This is a genomic window from Pseudomonas sp. TH49 (genome assembly GCF_016650625.1).
GTDB lineage: Bacteria > Pseudomonadota > Gammaproteobacteria > Pseudomonadales > Pseudomonadaceae > Aquipseudomonas > Aquipseudomonas fluorescens_H.
The window spans coordinates 1,504,007-1,525,183 of sequence record NZ_JAEKFL010000002.1 but is presented as its reverse complement, the minus strand read 5'-3'; the positions used below and the strand labels follow the sequence as shown (position 1 = coordinate 1,525,183).

19 protein-coding genes are annotated in these 21,177 nt (G+C 60.4%); 7 read left to right on the top strand and 12 right to left on the bottom strand.

Features of this window, described 5'->3' with window-relative positions; translation table 11 throughout:
* Window positions 1-41: 41 nt before the first annotated feature.
* Entirely contained in the window at window positions 42-629 is a 588-nt protein-coding gene (locus tag JFU48_RS24205) for a LysE family translocator (RefSeq protein ID WP_201137914.1), read from the top strand.
* A 12-nt stretch (window positions 630-641) separates the two neighbouring features.
* Here the strand turns inward: JFU48_RS24205 and JFU48_RS24200 are convergent, their stop codons facing one another.
* The 4 genes from JFU48_RS24200 to JFU48_RS24185 all read right to left on the bottom strand — a co-directional run bounded on the left by JFU48_RS24200 (window position 642) and on the right by JFU48_RS24185 (window position 3,699).
* A complete protein-coding gene (locus tag JFU48_RS24200; RefSeq protein ID WP_201137913.1) occupies window positions 642-1,400 on the bottom strand; it encodes a DJ-1/PfpI family protein in 759 nt (252 codons plus the stop codon).
* A gap of 60 nt (window positions 1,401-1,460) precedes the next feature.
* The gene (locus JFU48_RS24195; RefSeq protein WP_201137912.1) at window positions 1,461-2,294 is read right to left on the bottom strand and encodes an AraC family transcriptional regulator; all 834 of its coding nucleotides are present in this window, start codon (window positions 2,292-2,294) and stop codon (window positions 1,461-1,463) included.
* A gap of 35 nt (window positions 2,295-2,329) precedes the next feature.
* Entirely contained in the window at window positions 2,330-2,833 is a 504-nt protein-coding gene (locus tag JFU48_RS24190; RefSeq protein ID WP_003224132.1) for a VOC family protein, read from the bottom strand.
* A 191-nt stretch (window positions 2,834-3,024) separates the two neighbouring features.
* A complete protein-coding gene (locus JFU48_RS24185; protein ID WP_201137911.1) occupies window positions 3,025-3,699 on the bottom strand; it encodes a class I SAM-dependent methyltransferase in 675 nt (224 codons plus the stop codon).
* A gap of 93 nt (window positions 3,700-3,792) precedes the next feature.
* On the opposite strand from JFU48_RS24185, the gene JFU48_RS24180 reads away from it, so the two are divergent.
* The gene (locus tag JFU48_RS24180; RefSeq protein ID WP_201137910.1) at window positions 3,793-4,185 is read left to right on the top strand and encodes a GFA family protein; all 393 of its coding nucleotides are present in this window, start codon (window positions 3,793-3,795) and stop codon (window positions 4,183-4,185) included.
* 135 nt (window positions 4,186-4,320) lie between these two features.
* On the opposite strand, the gene JFU48_RS24175 is transcribed toward JFU48_RS24180, so the two are convergent.
* Window positions 4,321-5,151: an alpha/beta fold hydrolase gene (locus JFU48_RS24175; RefSeq protein WP_103485717.1), complete on the bottom strand. Its 831-nt coding sequence runs from the start codon at window positions 5,149-5,151 to the stop codon at window positions 4,321-4,323.
* A 254-nt stretch (window positions 5,152-5,405) separates the two neighbouring features.
* Between JFU48_RS24175 and JFU48_RS24170 the strand changes: the two genes are divergently transcribed.
* From JFU48_RS24170 to JFU48_RS24150, 5 genes are all read left to right on the top strand, one after another.
* Window positions 5,406-5,861 carry a (2Fe-2S)-binding protein gene (locus JFU48_RS24170; protein ID WP_003224136.1) on the top strand — a complete coding sequence of 152 codons (456 nt, stop codon included), beginning with the start codon at window positions 5,406-5,408 and terminating at the stop codon, window positions 5,859-5,861.
* Window positions 5,862-5,881: 20 nt separating this feature from the next.
* The gene (locus JFU48_RS24165; protein ID WP_201137909.1) at window positions 5,882-8,044 is read left to right on the top strand and encodes a xanthine dehydrogenase family protein molybdopterin-binding subunit; all 2,163 of its coding nucleotides are present in this window, start codon (window positions 5,882-5,884) and stop codon (window positions 8,042-8,044) included.
* Between the two features lies 1 nt (window position 8,045).
* Window positions 8,046-8,624 carry a hypothetical protein gene (locus JFU48_RS24160; RefSeq protein ID WP_201137908.1) on the top strand — a complete coding sequence of 193 codons (579 nt, stop codon included), beginning with the start codon at window positions 8,046-8,048 and terminating at the stop codon, window positions 8,622-8,624.
* Window positions 8,625-8,685: 61 nt separating this feature from the next.
* Entirely contained in the window at window positions 8,686-9,651 is a 966-nt protein-coding gene (locus JFU48_RS24155; protein WP_201137907.1) for a sensor domain-containing diguanylate cyclase, read from the top strand.
* A gap of 226 nt (window positions 9,652-9,877) precedes the next feature.
* On the top strand, window positions 9,878-11,095 hold the full coding sequence (locus tag JFU48_RS24150) for a hypothetical protein (protein ID WP_201137906.1): 1,218 nt from the start codon (window positions 9,878-9,880) through the stop codon (window positions 11,093-11,095).
* A gap of 68 nt (window positions 11,096-11,163) precedes the next feature.
* Here JFU48_RS24150 and fabI read toward each other — a convergent pair whose 3' ends face one another.
* The 7 genes from fabI to JFU48_RS24115 form a co-directional block, all read right to left on the bottom strand.
* Window positions 11,164-11,958: an enoyl-ACP reductase FabI gene (fabI, locus tag JFU48_RS24145; protein ID WP_003202751.1), complete on the bottom strand. Its 795-nt coding sequence runs from the start codon at window positions 11,956-11,958 to the stop codon at window positions 11,164-11,166.
* 19 nt (window positions 11,959-11,977) lie between these two features.
* Window positions 11,978-13,588, bottom strand: coding sequence for an ABC transporter ATP-binding protein (locus tag JFU48_RS24140; RefSeq protein WP_103485053.1), 1,611 nt, complete (start codon window positions 13,586-13,588; stop codon window positions 11,978-11,980).
* Between the two features lies 1 nt (window position 13,589).
* Entirely contained in the window at window positions 13,590-14,609 is a 1,020-nt protein-coding gene (locus JFU48_RS24135) for an ABC transporter permease (RefSeq protein WP_003224146.1), read from the bottom strand.
* Between the two features lies 1 nt (window position 14,610).
* Entirely contained in the window at window positions 14,611-15,684 is a 1,074-nt protein-coding gene (locus JFU48_RS24130) for a microcin C ABC transporter permease YejB (protein ID WP_003224148.1), read from the bottom strand.
* 4 nt (window positions 15,685-15,688) lie between these two features.
* A complete protein-coding gene (locus tag JFU48_RS24125) occupies window positions 15,689-17,530 on the bottom strand; it encodes an extracellular solute-binding protein (protein ID WP_103522344.1) in 1,842 nt (613 codons plus the stop codon).
* The gene (locus tag JFU48_RS24120; protein WP_201137905.1) at window positions 17,527-19,359 is read right to left on the bottom strand and encodes an extracellular solute-binding protein; all 1,833 of its coding nucleotides are present in this window, start codon (window positions 19,357-19,359) and stop codon (window positions 17,527-17,529) included. The genes JFU48_RS24125 and JFU48_RS24120 overlap by 4 nt, the downstream gene beginning before the upstream one ends.
* A 326-nt stretch (window positions 19,360-19,685) precedes the next feature.
* On the bottom strand, window positions 19,686-21,152 hold the full coding sequence (locus JFU48_RS24115; protein ID WP_003224155.1) for a LysM peptidoglycan-binding domain-containing protein: 1,467 nt from the start codon (window positions 21,150-21,152) through the stop codon (window positions 19,686-19,688).
* Window positions 21,153-21,177: the final 25 nt, after the last annotated feature.

The window sequence follows — 21,177 nt, the reverse complement described above, 5'->3', positions numbered from 1 at the left end:
TAGTGTTGCGATCTTGTTCCTTGAATTGAAACAGGTGTGCGATGAGTCTGATTGTGTCGATGGCGGCGTTTGCATTGGTGGCGTCCATTACCCCGGGACCGGTGAATATCGTGGCGTTGAGTTCCGGCGCGCAATTCGGCTTCCGGGCCAGTCAGCGGCATGTGGCGGGGGCGACGTTGGGGTTTGTGTTGCTGCTGGTGCTGATGGGCCTGGGGCTGCATGAAGTGCTGACGTTGTGGCCGGCCCTGACCCGGGTGGTGCAACTGGCCGGGGTGGCGTTTCTGTTGTTCATGGCCTGGAAACTGGCGGCTGATGACGGTCAGTTGACTGCCGGCGAGGCAGCGCGTGCGCCGTCGATGTTGTACGGCGCGGTGATGCAATGGCTCAACCCGAAAGCCTGGCTGGCTTGCGTGGCAGGGATGGGCGCGTTTGTCGCCGATGGCGAGGCGCGGCTGGTCTGGCAGTTTGCGGCGGTGTATCTGGTGATCTGCTATTTGTCAGTGGGTTGCTGGGTGTATGCCGGGACGTTTTTACGTGGGTATCTGGGCAATCCGGCGGGGATGCGCCTGTTCAATCGGTTCATGGCTTTGTTGCTGGCGGCGAGTGCGATTTATCTGTTGTTGCCATAAGTCTCGTGTCATTCACCCAGCCGATCGTGCTTGCAGCATGGCGACCCATTCTTTGGCGAAGCGATGGCAATCACCGGGCCAGCGCGCCGTCAGCAGATTGCCGTCGCGCACCACGAATCCTGTTTGCGGCGCTTTTGCGCTATCACGCCTGGCGATGAGGGGACCGCGTACAAAGTCGGATTGGCGCGACAGTGCGGCAGTCACTTCTGCCTCGACGGTCTGCGGGTAAGTGCGGAAGTAACGCCCCAGCCAGGCGCAAGTCATCAGCCAGGCCGGTAACTCCATGGTGGCCGCCAGCAACGCTGTGACCTTGCGCCCGAACAACACCGAACGTCCGGTGTCAGGGTCAAGGGTGCGGGCCAGTAACAGCACGCCATGACACACCGCCGCCACGGGTTTTTGTGCCTTGAAAAACTGCAGGGCGATTTGCCGTGCCTGTCCGGACTCCAGCAGGCTGCGCATGCCTTTGGCATGACCGCCGGGAATCAGCAGACCGTCGAATTGAGACGGGTCGACATCGGCATACGCCAGCGGTTGCAGAAATGCCGCGCTGTCGATCATCCGGGCGTAACTATCGAGGTCGGCGTTGCGCGTCATCAGCATCGGGTTCAGCGGCCCGAACCCAACGCTCACCAACCGTGAATCGGCGTAGGCAGGCAGGCCTTGCGGCGTGGCAAAACGGGCTTCGATGCCCGCGTTGTGCAGCGCCTGCCACGGCACGCTGCTTTCAGTCGGGTCGTAATCGGCGGGCGGCAACAGAATCAGAATCATCCAGAGCAAACTCCCGGGCCGGGATTGGCCGCTGATCTGGAGCGTAGTCGATTTTGACTGTCAGCCGCGATATTGGCCGGGTGTCGCGGCCAGATGCTGTTTGAACGCGCGCTGGAAGTGCGCTTGATCGGCAAACCCTGCTTCAAGGGCGACATCGGCAATCAACTGGCCGCTGCGCAGGCGTTCGCGGGCGAACTGGATGCGCTGGTTGACCACGAACGCGTGCGGGGTCATGCCGTAATGCTGCTTGAAGGCGCGGATCAGGTACGAGGGCGACAGCTGCGCCGCCGTGCAGATGTCCTCCAGGCTGAGCAGATCGGTGCAGTGTTCACGGATGAAATCGGCGGCGCGTTCGAGCTTGAAATTCGGCTCGCGCAACGGTTGTTCCGCCGGGTTCAGGCGCAGCTGCAGGTCGCTGAAAAACTCCACCGCTGCGCTCTGTTTACGCAGTACATCCTGCTGCTCATCGACCAGTGTGGCGTACAACCCTTGCAGCGCCCGGAACAGCCGAGCGTCATTCAAATGCGTGGTGGAAAATCGGCGGAACTCAAGCTCGGTACTGAACCCCAGCTGATGCTGCAAGTCCGTCAGCCACGGCGTTTCCACGTACAACATCAGATACGACCACGGCTGATTATCGATCGGATTGCAGGCGTGCACATCGCCTGGATTCATCAGCACCACGGTGCCGGCGGCGACGTCGAACGCCGATTGCTCATGCACATAAATGCTGCGCCCGGCGGTTATCGCACCGATGGAAAAATGCGCATGGGAATGGCGCGAGTAGCAGACCTCACGGCCATCGGCGATAGCCCGCGCTTCGATGAAGGGCAGGGCGTCGTCACGCCAGAAGTGTGGCGCTTTTTCAGGGCTTTTGGCGGCGGCGTGTTTCATCGTTATTGTTCCCGGCAGGCCAGAACCGGAGTGTATTAGCTCTGGCCGGCAAAGGCCCGCTCAAGTTCGGCGATGTCGAGTTTTTTCATCTTGAACATGGCCTGCATCGCCCTTTGCGACTTAGTGGTGTCGGGGTCTTGCATCATGTGCATGAAGGCCACCGGTACGATCTGCCACGACACCCCGAACTTGTCCTTGAGCCAACCGCATTGCTGGGCCTCAACCGGGCCGCCAGCCGACAGGTTGCCCCAGAAGTGGTCGACTTCTTCCTGATTCTGGCAATTGACCTGAAACGATATGGCTTCACTGAACTTGAACATCGGCCCGCCGTTGAGGCCGGTGAAGGTCTGGCCGTCGAGTTCGAAACTGACTGTCATCACCGCACCTTCCGGCTTGCCGTGAAATTCCTGGCCGACCTTGCTGTAGTGGGTCAGGCCGGTGATTTTCGAATGATCGAAAACCGAGCAATAGAACTTCGCAGCAGCTTCGGCCTGATCATCGAACCACAGGCACGGTGTGAGTTTTTGAAAACGTTGCATGGCAGTCATCCTCGGCAGGTTGGACACGCAGGATAATCAGCGTAGTCAGTCCTTGGTCGAGTGGCGGTGCCGTAGATCGACAAGTGCTTCGCGGTCGAACACAAACCCCTGTAGGAGTGAGCCTGCTCGCGATGGCGTCGGTACAGGCGTTGGTGTTGCCTGAGCCTACGCCATCGCGAGCAGGCTCACTCCTACAAGGGGCGCTGCTCGGCGATCAGCAACAGGGACTGCGGCACCGCACTTTGCGGATGCTGCGGTTCGTGCAGGCCGACCAGTCTGAACCCCGCCATGTCCAAGGCATTCAGCCAACTCGACAGCGTGCGGAAATACCACGGCATCGGCTGCCACCGGCCCTTGAACCCGGCGAAGGATTCTTCACGCCAGCCATCCTGATAATCGCCAGCCGCCACGGCCCACGGATGCAGGGTCTGAATGATCATGGTGCCGCCCGGAACCAGCAACGCATTCATCGCGGCGAGCAGCGCAATGATGTCCTGATGCAGCAGCGAGAAATTAGCGCAGACCAAATCGTAATCACTGCCGACATCGACCCGGGCGTCGACCAGCGCCTCATAACTGGCGACATGCACCTTGGCCGAACCGGCCTCACGTGCTGCCTCGATCAGCGTTGCATCGCCATCGACACCCGCCGCATCGATGCCCCGGTCTGCCAGCGCCCGCAACAACCAGCCTTCACCGCACCCCAGATCCAGCACTCGCTCGGGTTGACGGCTCATGATCGCCAGCAGGATCGCCTGATCGGTGACCTGCTGACGGCTTTCGATGGCACCGCTGCGGATCACTTCGATCCAGGCATCGGCGTTGTCGTGCCAGCTCTGCAGAAGGGTGGATTCGGGTGAAGGCATGGCGCTGTCTCCGGTAAAAGGCAGATTGTGAGCGTTCGCTGGTGCGCCTGCTATGTTCAAAGGCTGAACAGAGTCTGGCAGAGGATAGACACCATGACCCCATTAACTGGCGGTTGCCTGTGCGGTGATGTGCGTTTCGAAGCATCGGGCCAACCTTACCGCGTCGGCATCTGCCACTGTCTCGATTGCCGCAAACACCACGGTGCGTTGTTCCATGCCTCGGCGATATTTCCCGAGAATGCGGTGACCGTCAGCGGCAAAACCGGCGAGTATCAAGGGCGAGTTTTCTGCCCGCGCTGTGGTTCACCGGTACTTGCGCGTTCGGGGGATGAAATTGAAGTGAATGTCGGCTCGCTGGACGCGCCGAACCAGTTCAAGCCGACTTATGAGTTGTGGACTATCCGTCGTGAGGCCTGGTTGCCGGCGCTGCCATTGGCTCACCACTACGAACGTGATCGAGAGCGTACGAGTCGTTCCGAGGAGTAGTGCACTTCAGGCCAATCAAGTCCCTTGTAGGAGTGAGCCTGCTCGCGATAGCGTCAGCAAAGCTTGAACATTTGTTGCCTGATACATCGCCATCGCGAGCAGGCTCGCTCCTACAGGAGATAGGCGGCACTCTCCTCAACCGCGAATAAACGCCAGCAGATCGGCATTGATCGTCGCTGCCTCAGTCGTCGGCATCCCGTGCGGAAACCCCGGATACGACTTCAATGTGCCATTTGGCAGCAATTTCGCCGACAAAGGCCCCGAGTTCGCATACGGCACAATCTGATCATCCTCGCCATGCATCACCAGCACCGGCACGGTGACCTTCTTCAGGTCTTCGGTGAAATCGGTCTGCGAGAACGCGACGATCCCGTCGTAATGCGCCTTGGCGCCGCCGATCATGCCCTGACGCCACCAGTTGCCGATGATCCCCTCGGAGGGCTTGGCGCCCGGGCGGTTGTAGCCGTAGAACGGCCCGCTGGGAACATCGCGATAGAACTGCGCGCGATTGGCCGCCAGCTGCGCTTGCAAGTCATCGAACACCGATTTCGGCAAGCCACCGGGATTGCTTTCGGTCTTGACCATCAGCGGCGGTACCGCGCTGATCAGCACGCCTTTGGCGACGTTGTCCTGACCATGCCGGGCAATGTAGTGGATGACCTCGCCGCCGCCGGTGGAGTGGCCGACATGCACCACGTTCTTCACCCCCAGATGCTGAACCACCGCCAGCGCATCGTCGGCGTAATGGTCCATGTCGTGGCCGTCCCAGACCTGGCTCGAGCGTCCGTGCCCGCGACGGTCATGGGCAATCACCCGAAAGCCCTGGGCCAGAAAGAACAGCATCTGCGCGTCCCAGTCGTCCGAGCTGAGCGGCCAGCCGTGGTGGAAGTGGATCACCGGGGCGTCTTTCGGGCCCCAGTCCTTGTAGAAAATATCGACGCCGTCTTGGGTGGTGACAAATCCCATGTTCGCTACTCCTGACCAATGTGATGGGTAACCCGCGCGCCAGTCGCAGATCGATCGTGGTGGCTCGGGTGAGAGCCGTTATCAGCCACAGGATTAAAGTCGACATTTTCGGGGGCAGGCATGACCGGTGGTCGCAACGTCTGGCTTCACGCGCAAATTAGGCTTTGCTGAAAGGGATAAGCCGAGGCGCGCACAGGCTTCGATGGCCGTAGCGACGCCCCTTCAGAACACCGTGAGTCTGAGGAAAATCCCCGATGCTGACCTTGAATATCAATGGCAAGGATCAGGAACTCGATGTGCCGGCCGACATGCCGTTGCTCTGGGTCCTGCGTGACGTTGCGCACCTGACCGGTACCAAATTCGGCTGTGGCATGGCCCAGTGTGGCGCCTGCACCGTACACGTCGATGGCGCTCCGTTGCGTGCCTGTATCACGCCCGCCACCGCCGTGGCCCACGGCCAGAAAATTCTCACCATCGAAGGCCTTTCGACCGATGGCTCGCACCCGGTGCAGCAGGCCTGGGCCGAACTCGATGTGGTGCAGTGCGGTTACTGCCAGTCGGGGCAGATCATGTCTGCCGCCGCGCTGCTGGCGAAAATCCCCAAACCCACCGACAGCGATATCGATCAGGCGCTCTCCGGCAACATTTGCCGCTGCGGCACCTATCCACGGATCCGTGCGGCGGTTAAACGCGCGTCCGAAATCGGCTGATGCATGTTGGGAGAAGGGTAATGAACAGTCCTGTATCGCGTCGCGGATTTCTCAAGGGCAGTGCCGTGCTGGGTGGCGGTCTGGTGGTGGCGTTCGTGGTCCCCGGTGCCCATCGGTTTGCCATGGCGGCGGAGAATGAAGGCAAGGTCTTCGCGCCGAATGCGTTTTTGCGCATCGCCGCCGACAACAGCGTGACGGTGTTGCTCGGGCATTCGGAAATGGGCCAGGGCATCTGGACCGGCCTGACCATGCTGATCGCCGAAGAGCTGGACGCCGACTGGTCGACGATCCGCGTCGAACACTCGCCGGCCTCGGCGGCCGATTACGGCATGCCGGCGTTTGGCGGGATGCAGATTACCGGCGGCTCGACCTCGACCTGGATGGAGTTCGACCGTTACCGGCTCGCCGGGGCCACGGCGCGACAGATGCTGGTCGAGGCGGCGGCCAAGCGTTTCGATGTCGCGCCTTCAGCCATTCGTACTGAATCTGGCGTGGTGATCGCCGGCGATAAACGCGCGACTTATGGCGAACTGGCGGACGCCGCCGGGCAACTGCCTGTGCCGGATCCCAAGTCGATCACCTTCAAGGAGGCCAAAGACTGGAAGGTCATCGGCAAGCCGACCAAACGCCTCGATACCCCGGAGAAAATCACCGGCCGCGCCAAATTCGGCATGGACGTGCAGTTCGACGGTTTGATGACCGCGATGGTCGCCCGTGCACCGGTGTTCGGCGCGACGGTCAAATCCTTCGAAGGCGCCGAGGCGCTGGCGGTTCCCGGCGTGCACAAAGTGGTGCAGGTGCCGACCGGCGTGGCGGTGATCGCTGATCATTACTGGGCGGCGAAACTCGGTCGTGATGCATTAAAAGTCGATTGGGATCTGGGGCCACACACGGATCTGAGTAGCCAGGGCCTGCTCGACAGCTTCCGCAAACTAGCGGCGACACCGGGCACTTCCGCCAGTCAGGCCGGTGATGCCAAGGGCAACTTCGACAAGGCGGCGAAGAAAATTGACGTCGAATACAGCGTGCCGTATCTGGCACATGCGCCAATGGAACCTCTGAACTGCACAGTGAAAATCAGCGCCGAAAAGTGCGAGATCTGGACCGGCACGCAATTTCAGACCCTCGACCAGATGGTCGCCGGCAAGATCACCGGACTCAAATCCGAGCAGGTGGAGATTCACACCGAGTTTCTTGGCGGCGGTTTCGGGCGCCGGGCCAATCCGACCTCGGACTTCGTCGCCGAAGCGGTGCAAGTGGCGAAGGCTGCCGGGATGCCGGTGAAAACCGTGTGGTCGCGCGAGGATGACATTCGTGGCGGGTATTACCGCTCGATGTTCCTGCATCAGGCGCGCATCGGCCTGGACGGGCAGGGCATGCCGCTGAGCTGGCAGCATGTGCTGGTCGGCCAGTCGATCATGACCGGCACTCTGCTGGAAGCGACCATGGTCAAGAACGGCATCGACCCGACGTCGGTCGAAGGCGTGGCCGATAGCCCGTATATCAAAGGCCTGGCCCATCAACAGGTCGAGCTGCATTCGCCGCAGACCGGGATCAATGTGCTGTGGCTGCGTTCGGTGGGGCACAGCCACACCGCGTTCGTCATGGAGTCGCTGATCGATGAAATGGCCGCCGCCGCGAACAAGGACCCGGTGGAATACCGACGCACTTTGCTCAAGGATCATGCGCGGCATCTCGGGGTGCTGAATCTGGCGGTGGAGAAGGCCAACTGGCAAGCGCCATTGCCGGACGGGCATGCGTTGGGCGTGGCGGTGCATGAGTCGTTCGGCAGTTATGTGGCGCAGGTGGCCGAGGTCTCGCAGGACAATCTGGCGATTCGCGTGCACCGCGTGGTGTGTGCGGTGGACTGCGGGATCGCGGTCAACCCGCAGAGCATCGCGGCGCAGATGGAATCGTGCATCACCTTTGGCCTGGGCATGGCGCTACACAGCAAACTGACGGTCAAGGACGGCGCGGTGGTGCAATCCAATTATCACGACTATCAGGTGCTGCGGCTCAACGAGATGCCGCTGGTCGAGGTGCATATCGTGCCCAGCAGCGACAAACCCGGAGGCATCGGCGAGGCCGGTGTCCCGCCCACCGCACCGGCGGTGGCCAACGCGGTGTATGCGCTGACCGGGCAACGGTTGCGTGAACTGCCGCTGCAACTGGCGGGGGTGTGAGATGAAACGACATCTGCTGTTGGGCACGGTGATGTTGCTGGGTTTGGGCGGCTACGCCTCGGACCTGTTCGCCGATGATCAGGAGGCACTGAAGGCGTTCGGTACGGTGCAGAAGGTGTTCCAGAGCCCGCGCTGCCAGAACTGTCACATACCCGGCGACTCGCCGCTGCAGTTCGATGCGGGCAAACCGCACGCGATGAACGTGGTGCGCGGCATGGACGGCAAGGGCGCCGCCGGTTTGCCCTGCGCCACCTGCCACGCCGAGAGCAACCCGCCCGACAGTTATGGCCCGCATGCGCCACCGGGGGCGCCGCACTGGAGCCTGCCGCCGGCGGCGCACAAGATGGCGTGGATCGGCCTGCCACCGGACAAGTTGTGCGCAATGATCAAGGATCGTTCGAGCAACGGCGACCGGGATTTCGCCGCGCTGATCAAACATGTCAGCGACGACAAACTGGTGCTGTGGGGCTGGAACCCCGGAGCAGGGCGCACGCCGGTGCCGGTGCCGCATGACATTTTTGTGGCTCAGTTCAAGCTTTGGGCCAACGCGGGTGGCCCATGTCCGGTGGCGGGCGGTTGAGTATGTGAGTCGTCGGCGAATCAAGCTACTCTAGCAGTCGTTGACCCTGATGGAGTGCGTGATGCTGGCCCCGATCAAACCCGCCAATGAAGCAACCCGAATTCAAGCGCTGCACGGCTTGAATGTCCTCGACTCCGCGCCGGAGGAGCGTTTCGATCGGCTTACGCGGCTGGCCAAGCGCCTGTTCAACGTGCCGATTGCCTTGGTGACGTTGGTGGATAGCGATCGTCAGTGGTTCAAGTCTTGCGTCGGGCTGGGCGTCAGTGAAACGCCGAGGGATGTGTCATTCTGCGGTCATGCGATCCTTCAGAACGAACTGCTGTTGGTGGCTGATGCCAAGGAGGACGAGCGCTTTCACGACAATCCGCTAGTCACCGGCGAGCCGAAGATTCGTTTCTATGCCGGCTACCCGCTGACGGTGCCCAATGGCAACAAAATGGGCACGCTGTGCCTGATCGACACCAGACCGCGCGAACTCGACGACGAGGAGCGCGCCCTGTTGCGCGATCTCGCCGGCATGGCCGAGCAGGAATTGATGGCGGTGCAGATGGCGAGCATGGATGAGCTGACGCTGCTGTCCAACCGCCGTGGCTTCAAGACCCTGGCCCAGCATGCGCTGGACGCCTGCAAACACCGGGACAAACCGGCGACGCTACTGTTTTTCGATCTCAATGATTTCAAGCAGATCAACGATCGCTACGGCCATGCCGAGGGCGACAGTGCGCTGAAGACCTTCGCCGACGTGCTGCGCATCGCTTTTCGCGAAAGCGATGTGATCGGGCGCCTGGGCGGCGATGAGTTCGTGGCGCTGCTGACCGGTTCCAGTCACGTCGAAACCACGGCGATCATGGCGCGGCTCAAGGAAATCCTCGACGAGCGCAATGCGATGTTGCAGCGCGGCTACGACATTCGCTTCAGCGTCGGCCAGATCGAATACGATTCCCGACGGCATGACACGGTGGATCGGCTGCTGGCCGATGCCGACGAGGCCATGTATGCGCACAAGCAGGCGTTGAAGCGGCGCTGATCAAACACATCCTGGCCAGCGTGCGAATGCCAAGTGCTTTTTCGCGACTCGCCACTTTCGTTGTTCTGGCCATTAAAGACAGTAGTCAGGCTTCTAAAGACAATACGACTGTCAGTTCTGACAGGTGTTTGCCGCGTTTTATTAGCCGAAGGTATTGGGGCACCACTTAATTTTTTTCTGCTTGTTTTGAATGGAACAAGCGCCCCTGACTTCGGAAGAATCGATCATGCCTGACTCTCACATTGATCCAACAGTAAATCCTGGTGGCCTGGACCCTGCGTTTGGCGAAAACAGTAGTGGAATTATTGCCGTTCCAGGCGGTTCAGGGTTAATCAGAGGGCTTGTGCAAGATGGCGATGCTTTTGTATGCGCTATTTCAAAAGCCGGGGAAGTTTGGTTGCACCGTATTTTGCCCAATGGGGAAGCTGATGAAAAATTCGGTCAGGGGGGCGTCGCCAAGTGGCGTTATCCACCAGAGCCAGGCCAGCCATACCAGTTAGTACCGCAGGGATTGATTCGGCAGCCTGACGGAAAGTTTCTGGTGCTTGCTACATCAATCACTGGCGGAACCCCAGGCCCGAAAATCTTCTTCACACGATTTAATCCTTCGGGAAGTCCGGATCTGGTGTTCAGTACCAGGCAGGTGAACACTCCGATAGGGCACGACAACATCTCTCTGTCCGGTGTGCAGTATGCGTATGCGCCGGATGGAAAAATCCTGATTGCGGTCAATAGCCTGAGCATTGGTGTCGAGGGCTATATCAACTTCACCGTCGTGCATCGGTTTCTTGCAGACGGAGCGATAGATACAACGTTTGGTGAGGGGAGCGGCTTCGTCAAGGTATTGCCCAAGGGAGGAGTCAAGGGGGATGCCATCGCGGTTTTGAGGGATGGAAAAATACTGGTCGGTGGCGTCGCCGCGAACGAATCAAAGATGTTGATCGCTTGTTTGCTGCCGAACGGCGAGGTGGATCTGGCGTTTGGTGATGACGGTTACTGGAAGGGACCGTCTGCGTCATATGGGGCCACGTTGCTTGTCCGTGATGATCGGATATTTTGGTTAGGTATTGTTGGAGATGGGTACTTCAAAGTCGCGGTTATAAAAGTAGCAGCCAACGGCAAAGTGGATCCGGAATTCAATGATGGGAAAGCGATGGTAGTCGATATTCCCGCCGACTTTCCCGGTCATCTTGTCATGGCCGTGGGGCTGATCCAGGCCGATGGAAAACTTGTAGTGGCAGGTTCTGCAGGCTTTGACGACAACGCATATTGGCTGCGTATCGAAGCTGAAGGCGGCCTGGATCTCTCTTTTGGGAATGGCGGCATTGTCACGTACGAGCAAATTTCTGAGGTGAAGGCGATTGTATTGGATGCTGAGGCAAACCGAATGGTTGCTGCGGTAAATTTGAATAGGAGAGCTAAAATTTTTGGTATAAAAAACTGATTTTCGTCATTTCATGATCAATAAAAAACCCGCCTTAAGAGGCGGGTTTTTTATTGGCAGACCGAAGATTACTCTTCGATATTGCCCATCGCGGTGGTGTTGAAGCCGCCGTCGACGTACATGATTTCACCGCTGATGCCCGACGCCAGGTCGGAGCACAGGAAGGCGCCGGCGTTGCCGACTTCTTCGATGGTGACGTTGCGGCGCAGTGGGGTTTGCGCTTCGTTGGCGGCCAGCATCTTGCGGAAGTTCTTGATGCCCGAGGCTGCCAGGGTACGGATCGGGCCAGCCGATACGCAGTTGACGCGGGTGCCGTCCGGGCCCAGGGAGCCGGCCAGGTAACGCACGCCAGCTTCCAGCGAAGCCTTGGCCATGCCCATCACGTTGTAGTTCGGCATGGTGCGCTCGGCGCCCAGGTACGACAGGGTCAGCAGGCTGCCGTTGCGGCCTTTCATCATTTCGCGGCCAGCCTTGGCCAGAGCCACGAAGCTGTAGGCGCTGATGTCGTGAGCGATGCGGAAACCTTCACGGGTGGTGGCTTCGGTGAAGTCGCCGTCCAGTTGGTCGCCCGGGGCGAAGCCGACGGAGTGCACGATGCAGTCCAGGCCGTCCCACTTCTTGCTCAACTCTTCGAAGACCTTGGCGATTTCTTCATCGCTGGCCACGTCGCACGGGAAGCACAGCTCAGGGCTCGAACCCCAGCCCTGTGCGAACTCTTCAACGCGACCCTTGAGTTTGTCGTTCTGATAAGTGAAGGCAAGCTCAGCGCCCTCGCGATGCATGGCGGCAGCGATGCCGGATGCGATGGACAGCTTGCTGGCGACACCGACGATCAGTACGCGCTTACCGGCGAGAAAACCCATGTGTTGCTCCTCTTTCAGGTTATTGCGCAGTGGCTGGTGCCAAAAAAGCGGCTTCCAGCAACTGCTGTGTATACGGATGTTTGGGGGCGGCAAAAATATCTTGCGCAGCTCCCTGTTCGACCACTTGGCCATGCTTGACCACCATCAACTGGTGGCTCAGCGCTTTGACGACAGCCAGGTCATGGCTGATGAACAAATACGTCAGGTTGTACTTGGCTTGCAGTGAACGCAACAGCTCCACCACTTGCCGCTGCACCGTGCGGTCGAGCGCCGACGTCGGCTCGTCCAGCAGGATCAGCGCCGGTTTCAGCACCAAAGCCCGGGCAATGGCGATACGTTGCCGTTGCCCACCGGAAAATTCGTGGGGGTAGCGGTGCCGGGTTTCCGGATCCAGACCTACCTCCTTCAATGCCGCAATGATCGCCGCTTCCTGCTCGGCGGCGGTGCCCATCTTGTGAATCCGCAGGCCTTCGCCAACGATGTCGCTGACGCACATCCGCGGACTCAGGCTGCCGAACGGATCCTGAAACACCACCTGCATCTCCCGACGCAACGGGCGAACCTCGTTCTGCGTCAGGCAGTCTAGCTGTTTGCCCTCAAAGCGAATGGCGCCTTTGCTGCCGATCAGCCGCAAAATCGCCAGACCCAGCGTGGATTTGCCGGAACCGCTTTCCCCCACGATCCCCAGAGTCTGTCCCTGAGGCAGGCTGAAATTGATGCCGTCCACTGCCTTGACGTAATCCACCGTGCGCTTGAGCAGGCCTTTCTTGATCGGGAACCAGACTTTCAGGTTCTCGACTTCGAGCAGCGGCGCCCCGATTTTATTGGTCGCCGGGCCTCCGCTGGGCTCCGCGCCGAGCAATTCCCGAGTGTACGGATGCTGCGGCGAACGGAACAGCTCTGCGCACGATGCCTGTTCGACGATGCAACCGCGCTGCATGACACATACGCGATGCGCAATTCTTCGCACCAGGTTCAAATCGTGACTGATCAGTAGCAGCGACATGCCCAATCGAGCCTGAAGTTCCTTGAGCAAATCGAGGATTTTCAGCTGAACGGTCACGTCCAGTGCGGTGGTCGGTTCGTCGGCGATCAGCAACTCCGGCTCGTTGGCCAGGGCCATGGCGATCATCACTCGCTGGCGCTGGCCGCCGGACAATTCGTGGGGCAGGGCCTTGAGGCGCTTGTGCGGCTCGGGGATGCCGACCATCTCCAAAAGCTCCAGCGTGCGCTTGGTTGCGACTTTACCGGTCAGGCCCTTGTGGATGCCCAGCACCTCGTTGATCTGCTTCTCGATCGAATGCAGCGGGTTGAGCGAGGTCATCGGCTCCTGAAAGATCATCGCGATCCGGTTACCGCGGATGTGGCGGATGGTTTTCTCGCTCAGGCCGAGCAGATTCTGCCCCGCATAGTTGATGCTGCCGGCTGGATGTCGGGCCAGCGGGTAGGGCAGCAGGCGCAGGATCGAGTGCGCCGTCACCGATTTGCCCGAGCCGGACTCGCCGACCAGCGCCAGCGTTTCACCGCGCTTGATGTCGAAACTCACGCCCTCGACCACCCGGTGCCGCCGCTCGTTCAAGCCGAACTCGACGGCGAGGTCGCGCACTTCGATCAGATTGTCCTGATTCATTTCACTTCCTCGGGTCGAAGGCATCGCGAGCGGACTCGCCGATAAACACCAGCAGACTCAACATCAACGCGAGTACGGCAAACGCGCTAATGCCCAGCCACGGTGCCTGGAGGTTGGATTTGCCCTGGGCCACCAGTTCACCCAGCGACGGGCTGCCGGCCGGCAAACCGAAACCGAGGAAATCCAGCGCGGTCAGGGTGCCGATGGCGCCGGTAAGGATGAACGGCATGAAGGTCATGGTCGAAACCATGGCGTTGGGCAGAATATGGCGGAACATGATCGCACCGTTCTGCATGCCCAGCGCCCGCGCGGCGCGCACGTATTCGAGGTTGCGCCCGCGCAGGAACTCGGCGCGCACCACGTCGACCAGGCTCATCCACGAGAACAACAGCATGATCCCCAGCAGCCACCAGAAATTCGGCTGGACGAAACTGGCGAGGATGATCAGCAGGTACAGCACCGGTAATCCCGACCAGATCTCCAGAAAGCGTTGCCCGGCCAGATCGACCCAGCCGCCATAGAAACCCTGCAGCGCGCCGGCAATCACGCCGATGATCGAGCTGAGCACGGTCAGTGTCAGGGCAAACAGTACGGAAATGCGGAAGCCGTAGATCACCCGCGCCAGCACATCGCGGCCCTGATCGTCAGTGCCCAGCAGGTTGTCCGCCGACGGCGGGGCCGGGGCCGGGACTTTCAGGTCGTAGTTGATGCTCTGGTAGCTGTAGGGGATCGGCGCCCACAACACCCACGCATCCTTGGCCTTGAGCAGTTCGCGGATGTACGGGCTCTTGTAGTTGGCTTCCAGCGGAAATTCGCCGCCGAAGGTGGTTTCCGGGTAGCGCTTGATCGCCGGGAAGTACCAGTGGTTGTCGTAATGCACCACCAGCGGCTTGTCGTTGGCGATCAGCTCGGCACCGAGGCTCAGGCCGAACAGAATCAGGAACAGCCACAGCGACCACCAGCCACGCTTGTTGGCCTTGAATAGTTCGAACCGGCGGCGATTGAGAGGGGACAGGTTCATCTCAATGCTCCCGGCTGGCGAAGTCGATGCGCGGATCGACCAGGGTGTAGGTGAGGTCGCCGATCAGTTTCACCACCAGGCCGAGCAGGGTGAAGATGAACAGGGTGCCGAACACCACCGGGTAATCACGGTTGATCGCCGCTTCGAAACTCATCAGGCCGAGGCCGTCGAGGGAGAAGATCACTTCCACCAGCAACGAGCCGGTGAAGAAGATGCCGATGAAGGCCGATGGGAACCCGGCAATCACCAGCAGCATGGCGTTGCGGAACACGTGGCCGTAGAGCACGCGATTACGCGTCAGGCCCTTGGCCTTGGCGGTGACCACGTACTGCTTGTTGATCTCGTCGAGGAAGCTGTTTTTGGTCAGCAGGGTCATGGTCGCGAAGTTGCCGATCACCAGTGCCGTCACCGGCAGCGCGAGGTGCCAGAAGTAGTCGAGGATCTTGCCGCCCAGGCTCAGTTCATCGAAGTTGTTCGAGGTCAGCCCGCGTAGCGGGAACCAGTCCAGATAACTGCCGCCGGCAAACACCACGATCAGCAGAATCGCAAAGAGGAACGCCGGAATCGCATAGCCGATGATGATCGCCGAACTGGTCCACACGTCGAAGTGGCTGCCGTGCCGCGTGGCCTTGGCGATCCCCAGCGGGATCGACACCAGGTACATGATCAGCGTGCTCCACAGCCCGAGCGAGATCGATACCGGCATCTTTTCCTTGATCAGGTCGATGACCTTGGCGTCGCGGAAAAAACTGTCGCCGAAATCCAGCTTCGCGTAGTTCTTGACCATGATCCACAGGCGTTCCGGGGCCGACTTGTCGAACCCGTACATGTGCTCGATTTCCTTGATCAGTGCCGGGTCCAGACCTTGCGCGCCGCGATAGGCGGAGCCGGCCACCGACACTTCAGCACCGCCACCGGCGATGCGGCTGGTGGCGCCTTCGAAGCCTTCGAGCTTGGCGATCATCTGCTCCACCGGGCCGCCGGGCGCGGCCTGGATGATCACAAAGTTGATCAGCAGAATCCCGAACAGGGTAGGGATGATCAGCAGCAGTCGCCGAAAAATATACGCCAGCATCTGATTACTCCGTGCCCACAGGGTCGGCTTGCAGTTTGGTTTCGACTTCTATGGCGGGTTTCGCGTCAGGCTTGACCCACCAGGTGTTAATCCCGATGTCGTATTTGGGCGAGACTTTCGGGTGGCCAATGTGATTCCAGTAGGCCACGCGCCAAGTCTTGATGTGCCAGTTGGGGATCACGTAATAGCCCCATTGCAGCACCCGATCCAGCGCCCGGGCGTGAGCCACGAGGCTGCTGCGCGAGTCGGCGTTGATCAGATTTTCCACCAGGTGATCGACGATCGGATCCTTCAGGCCCATGGTATTGCGGCTGCTCGGTTTGTCGGCGGCGGCGCTCATCCAGAATTCGCGTTGCTCGTTACCCGGCGAGTTGGACTGCGGGAAGCTGCCGACGATCATGTCGAAGTCCCGCGAGCGCACACGGTTGATGTACTGCGAAACATCGACACGGCGGATCACCAGATCGATGCCGAGGTCGGCCAGGTTGCGCTTGAACGGCAGCAGCACGCGTTCGAATTCGGTCTGCGCGAGGAGGAATTCGATGACCACCGGTTTGCCGCTGGCGTCGACCATTTTGTCGTCGACGATCTTCCAGCCCGCCTCTTGCAACAGCTGATAGGCCTCGCGCTGCTGGGCGCGGATCATGCCGCTGGCGTCGGTCTTGGGGTTTTCGAAGGCTTCGCTGAACACCTGGGCCGGGAGCTTGCTGCGAAACGGTTCGAGGATCGCCCGTTGCTCGGCGTCGGGCAGGCCGGTGGCGGCCATTTCCGAGTTCTCGAAATAACTGCGGGTGCGGAAGTAGGCACCGTTGAACAGCTGTTTATTGGTCCATTCGAAATCAAACAGCAGGCCGAGCGCCTGACGCACCCGCACATCCTGAAACACCGGACGGCGCAGGTTGTAAACGAAGCCCTGCATGCCGGTCGGGTTGCTGTTGGCGATCTGTTCCTTGATCAAGCGACCTTCGGTGACCGCCGGGATGTTGTAAGCGTTGGCCCAGTTCTTCGCGGTCATTTCCAGCCAGTAATCGAACTGGCCGGCCTTCAGCGCTTCGACGGCGACGGTGTTGTCGCGGTAGTAATCGGTGGTCATCACGTCGAAGTTGTAGAACCCGCGATTGACCGGCAGGTCCTTGCCCCAGTAGTCCTTGACCCGTTCATAGCGCACCGAGCGCCCGGCTTTCACTTCGGCGACCTTGTACGGGCCGCTGCCCAGCGGAATCTCCAGGTTGCCTTTGGTGAAATCGCGATTGGCCCACCAGTGTTTCGGCAGCACCGGGAGCTGACCGAGAATCAGCGGTAACTCGCGATTGTTGTTGTGCTTGAACTTGAACAACACTTTGAGCGGGTCTTCGGCGATGGCTTCGTCGACATCGCTGTAGTAGCCGCGAAACAGCGGCGAGCCGTCCTTGGTCAGGGTCTGGAAGCTGAACACCACGTCCTCGGCGCGCACCGGGTGGCCGTCGTTGAAGCGGGCTTCCGGGCGCAGGTAGAAACGCACCCAACTGTTGTCCGGGGCTTTTTCGATTTTGGCGGCAATCAGGCCGTATTCGGTGAACGGTTCGTCGAGGCTGTGCTTGGTCAGGGTGTCGTAGATCTGCCCGACGTCATCGGCCGGCACGCCTTTGCTGATGAACGGGTTGAGGCTGTCGAAGCCACCAAACCCGGCCTGGCGGAAGATCCCGCCCTTGGGCGCGTCGGGGTTCACGTAGTCGAAGTTCTTGAAGTCGGCCGGGTACTTCGGCGGCTCGTTGTACAGGGTCACGGCGTGTTGCGGGGCGGCGCAGGCCAACCCGGCGAACAGCAGACCGCTGGCCTGCACAAGCAGGGCGCGGATGGCGTTCATTGAGCTTTCTCCGAAGATTTCAGCCACCACGTGTTCAGACCCAGGGTGTAGGGCGGCGTGGTGACGAAGGCCAACCGGTTGCGGTAGGCCAGTCGGTGATAATTGAGGTACCAGTTGGGAATGCTGTAGTGCTGCCAGAGCAGCACGCGGTCCAGCGCCTTGCCGGCGGCAACTTGTTCGTCGCGGGTTTGCGCGGCGAGCAACTGTTCGAGCAGGTGATCGACCACCGGGTTGGCGATGCCCGCGTAATTCTTGCTGCCCTTGACCCCGACCTGACTGGAATGGAAGTACTGCCATTGCTCCAGGCCCGGGCTGAGAGTCTGGTTGAGCGTCATCAGGATCATGTCGAAATCGAACTGGTCCAGGCGCTGTTTGTACTGCGCGCGATCCACTGTGCGCAGGCGCGCGTCGATGCCGATGCTGTTGAGGTTCTCGATGTACGGCTGGAGGATCCGCTCAAGGTTCGGGTTGACCAGCAGCAGTTCGAAGCTCAGTGGCTGGCCCTTGGTGTTTTGCAGGCGCTGGCCATTGAGTTTCCAGCCGGCCTCGGCGAGCAGCGCCAGGGCTTTGCGCATGGTTTCCCGGGGGATGCCGCGGCCATCGGTCTGCGGCAGGCTGAACGGTTCAGTGAGCAGCTTCGCCGGCAATTGATCCTTGTACGGCTTGAGCATCAGCCATTCATGGCCGATCGGCAGGCCGCTGGCGCTGAACTCGCTGTTGGGGTAGTAGCTGGTGGAGCGTTGGTAGGCGTCGCTGAAGAGTGCCCGGTTGGTCCACTCGAAGTCGAACATCAGGCCCATGGCTTCGCGGACTTTGACGTCGGCAAAGGTCGGACGCCGGGTGTTCATGAACAGCCCCTGGCTCTGCGTCGGGATCTGGTGCGGGATCTGCGCCTTGAGCACCTCGCCACGGCGCACCGCCGGGAAGTTGTAGCCGTTGGCCCAGTTCTTCGCCTGATGCTCGATGTAGATGTCGAATTCGCCGGCCTTGAACGCTTCGAACGCCACGTCGCTGTCGCGGTAGAACTCGACTTCCATGCGATCGAAGTTGTACTTGCCGCGATTGACCGGCAGGTCTTTGCCCCAGTAATCCTTGACCCGCTCGAAAATCAGCTGCCGCCCCGGCGTCACGGAGGTGATGCGGTACGGGCCGCTGCCCAGTGGTGGCTCGAAGGTAGTGGCCTTGAAGTCGCGATCCTTCCAGTAATGCTGCGGCAGCACTGGCAACTCACCGAGGCGCAGGATCAGCAGCGGATTGCCGGCGCGCTTCATCACGAAGCGGATGCGCTGCGGGTTGAGGATGTCCACACGTGCGACTTCCTGCAAAGCGGTGCGGTACAGCGGATGACCTTCCTTGAGCAGCAAGCGATAGGAGAACGCCACGTCGTACGCGGTGATCGGCGTGCCATCGTGAAAGCGTGCTTCCGGGCGCAGATTGAACACCACCCAGCTGCGATCTTCGCTGTACTCCACCGATTGCGCGATCAAGCCATAGCTCGACGCCGGTTCGTCACCGGAGGGCGAATACTGGCCGGTGCCGATCATCAGCGGTTCGTTCAGCTCATTGATGCCGTACTGCAGGAAATTCGGGGTGGTCACCGGGCTGGTGCCCTTGAAGGTGTACGGATTGACCGTATCGAAGGTGCCGAACGCCATCACCCGCAACGTACCGCCCTTGGGCGCTTGCGGGTTGACCCAGTCGAAGTGGGTAAATCTGGCCGGGTACTTGAGCGTGCCGAACTGCGCATAACCGTGACTCTCGGTAATCGTCGCGCTTGCGGGTGAGCTCAAGGCCAGGCTGATCAGGAGCAGGAGGAGGGGACGCTTCAAGTCAGATCCGATCCAGGCGGCTTGGGCTTTGTGGGCCGTACAGTAACAGCTTGTCTGGACAGGAAAAAGACAGCGGGTTAATGGGCTGTTAATTGTGCGCTGAATAGCCCTGACTACAGATCAACTGTGGCGAGGGAGCTTGTCGAAACGTCGCACCGTCCCGCTCGGCTGCGAAGCAGTCGCAAATCCGGTAGGTCGAATTTGTCGGGAAGATTGTAGGGGGCCGCTTCGCGTCCCAGCGGGAGCAAGCTCCCTCGCCACAAGGGACTTATTGGTGCCTGAGTATCGGCAATAAAAAAAGCCCCTGAAATTCAGGGGCTCTTCTGTCAATGCGGCTGGTAAACCGTGAGCATCTGCCCAGGCTTGAGGGCCTTGCCGGCACCCGGGTTCCAGCGCTTGAGATGCTGCATCTCGACGTTGAAACGCTTGGCCACCACATACAAGGTGTCGCCACGCTTGACCTTGTACTGGGTCTGCTGCTGGCTGTCAGCCTTGCCTTTGGTCTTGCTGTTGGCCGCGATGACGGTATTGACCCGGCCACTGTTGCGAGCCGGGGCGCGCTTGGTGGTGTCTTGCATCACCAGGGTCTGGCCGACCTTGAGGTTTTTGCCGGACAACTTGTTCCAGCGTTGCAGATCCTTGACTTCGACCTTGTTGGCCTTGGCAATGGAACCGAGGTTGTCACCGCGCTTGACCCGATAGGCGCGCTTGAGCTTCGCCACTTCACTTGGGTCGGCCCCGTCGAACACCGGTTTCAGCGAGCGCGGGCTGATCAGTTCTTCAGGTCGCATGGTCTGCAGGCTGGCGGTCAGCAGTTGCGCCTTGGAGGTCGGCACCAGCAGGTGCTGGGGGCCGTCGATGGTGGTGCGCTGCTTGAATGCCGGGTTGAGCTGGAACAGTTCGTCTTCGTCGATGTTGGCCACCGCCGCGACCTTGGACAGGTCCATGCGCTGGTTGATTTCGACGACCTGGAAATACGGTTCGTTGGCGATCGGGTTGAGATTCACCCCGTACGCTTCCGGGGCCAGTACCACTTGCGACAAGGCCAGCAGTTTGGGCACGTAGGCCTGGGTTTCCGCCGGCAGCGACGACAGGTTCCAGTAGTCGGTTGGCAGGCCGAGCTTTTCGTTACGCTCGATGGCGCGGCTGACGGTGCCTTCACCGGCGTTATAGGCGGCCAGGGCCAGCAGCCAGTCACCGTTGAACATGTCATGCAGGCGGGTCAGGTAGTCCATCGCTGCGGTGGTCGAGGCAGTGATATCGCGACGGCCATCATAAAAGCGGGTCTGGCGCAGGTTGTAGTAGCGGCCGGTGGACGGAATGAATTGCCACAGGCCCGAAGCATCGGCCCGGGAGTAGGCCATCGGGTTGTAGGCGCTCTCTATCACTGGCAGCAGGGCCAGTTCCAGCGGCATGTTGCGCTCTTCGAGACGCTCGACGATGTAATGAATGTAGAGACTGCCGCGTTCGCCGGCGTTTTCCAGAAAGGACGGGTTACTGGCAAACCACAGGCGCTGCTGCTCGATGCGCGGGTTGACGCCCAGGCCGTCCTGCAGCTGGAAACCACCGCGCATGCGCTCCCAGATGTCTTGAGGCACCTGCGGACTTGGCTTTTCGCTCAGCCAGATCGGCTTCTGCTTGGCTCGCGCAGCAATGTTCGGCGTATGGCTCGCCTCGGACTGCGGAGCATGGCTGGAGCAGCCCGCCAACGTGGCGGACACAGCGACCGCGATGGCTTGAGCCAGGCGGGTCAACGTGTCTGAATTGACGGACTTACGTATGGATGACGACATTGGCTGGAAGTAAGTTCCGGGCAAA

Coding starts and splice junctions, on each gene's coding strand:
- JFU48_RS24155 (WP_201137907.1), top strand. CDS start 8,686: ATGCTGGCCCCGATCAAACCCGCCAATGAAGCAACCCGAATTCAAGCG.
- JFU48_RS24125 (WP_103522344.1), bottom strand. CDS start 17,530: ATGAACGCCATCCGCGCCCTGCTTGTGCAGGCCAGCGGTCTGCTGTTC.
- JFU48_RS24195 (WP_201137912.1), bottom strand. CDS start 2,294: ATGAAACACGCCGCCGCCAAAAGCCCTGAAAAAGCGCCACACTTCTGG.
- JFU48_RS24115 (WP_003224155.1), bottom strand. CDS start 21,152: ATGTCGTCATCCATACGTAAGTCCGTCAATTCAGACACGTTGACCCGC.
- JFU48_RS24135 (WP_003224146.1), bottom strand. CDS start 14,609: ATGAACCTGTCCCCTCTCAATCGCCGCCGGTTCGAACTATTCAAGGCC.
- JFU48_RS24185 (WP_201137911.1), bottom strand. CDS start 3,699: ATGCCTTCACCCGAATCCACCCTTCTGCAGAGCTGGCACGACAACGCC.
- JFU48_RS24205 (WP_201137914.1), top strand. CDS start 42: ATGAGTCTGATTGTGTCGATGGCGGCGTTTGCATTGGTGGCGTCCATT.
- fabI (WP_003202751.1), bottom strand. CDS start 11,958: ATGGGTTTTCTCGCCGGTAAGCGCGTACTGATCGTCGGTGTCGCCAGC.
- JFU48_RS24200 (WP_201137913.1), bottom strand. CDS start 1,400: ATGATTCTGATTCTGTTGCCGCCCGCCGATTACGACCCGACTGAAAGC.
- JFU48_RS24190 (WP_003224132.1), bottom strand. CDS start 2,833: ATGCAACGTTTTCAAAAACTCACACCGTGCCTGTGGTTCGATGATCAG.
- JFU48_RS24150 (WP_201137906.1), top strand. CDS start 9,878: ATGCCTGACTCTCACATTGATCCAACAGTAAATCCTGGTGGCCTGGAC.
- JFU48_RS24140 (WP_103485053.1), bottom strand. CDS start 13,588: ATGAATCAGGACAATCTGATCGAAGTGCGCGACCTCGCCGTCGAGTTC.
- JFU48_RS24170 (WP_003224136.1), top strand. CDS start 5,406: ATGCTGACCTTGAATATCAATGGCAAGGATCAGGAACTCGATGTGCCG.
- JFU48_RS24180 (WP_201137910.1), top strand. CDS start 3,793: ATGACCCCATTAACTGGCGGTTGCCTGTGCGGTGATGTGCGTTTCGAA.
- JFU48_RS24175 (WP_103485717.1), bottom strand. CDS start 5,151: ATGGGATTTGTCACCACCCAAGACGGCGTCGATATTTTCTACAAGGAC.
- JFU48_RS24130 (WP_003224148.1), bottom strand. CDS start 15,684: ATGCTGGCGTATATTTTTCGGCGACTGCTGCTGATCATCCCTACCCTG.
- JFU48_RS24165 (WP_201137909.1), top strand. CDS start 5,882: ATGAACAGTCCTGTATCGCGTCGCGGATTTCTCAAGGGCAGTGCCGTG.
- JFU48_RS24160 (WP_201137908.1), top strand. CDS start 8,046: ATGAAACGACATCTGCTGTTGGGCACGGTGATGTTGCTGGGTTTGGGC.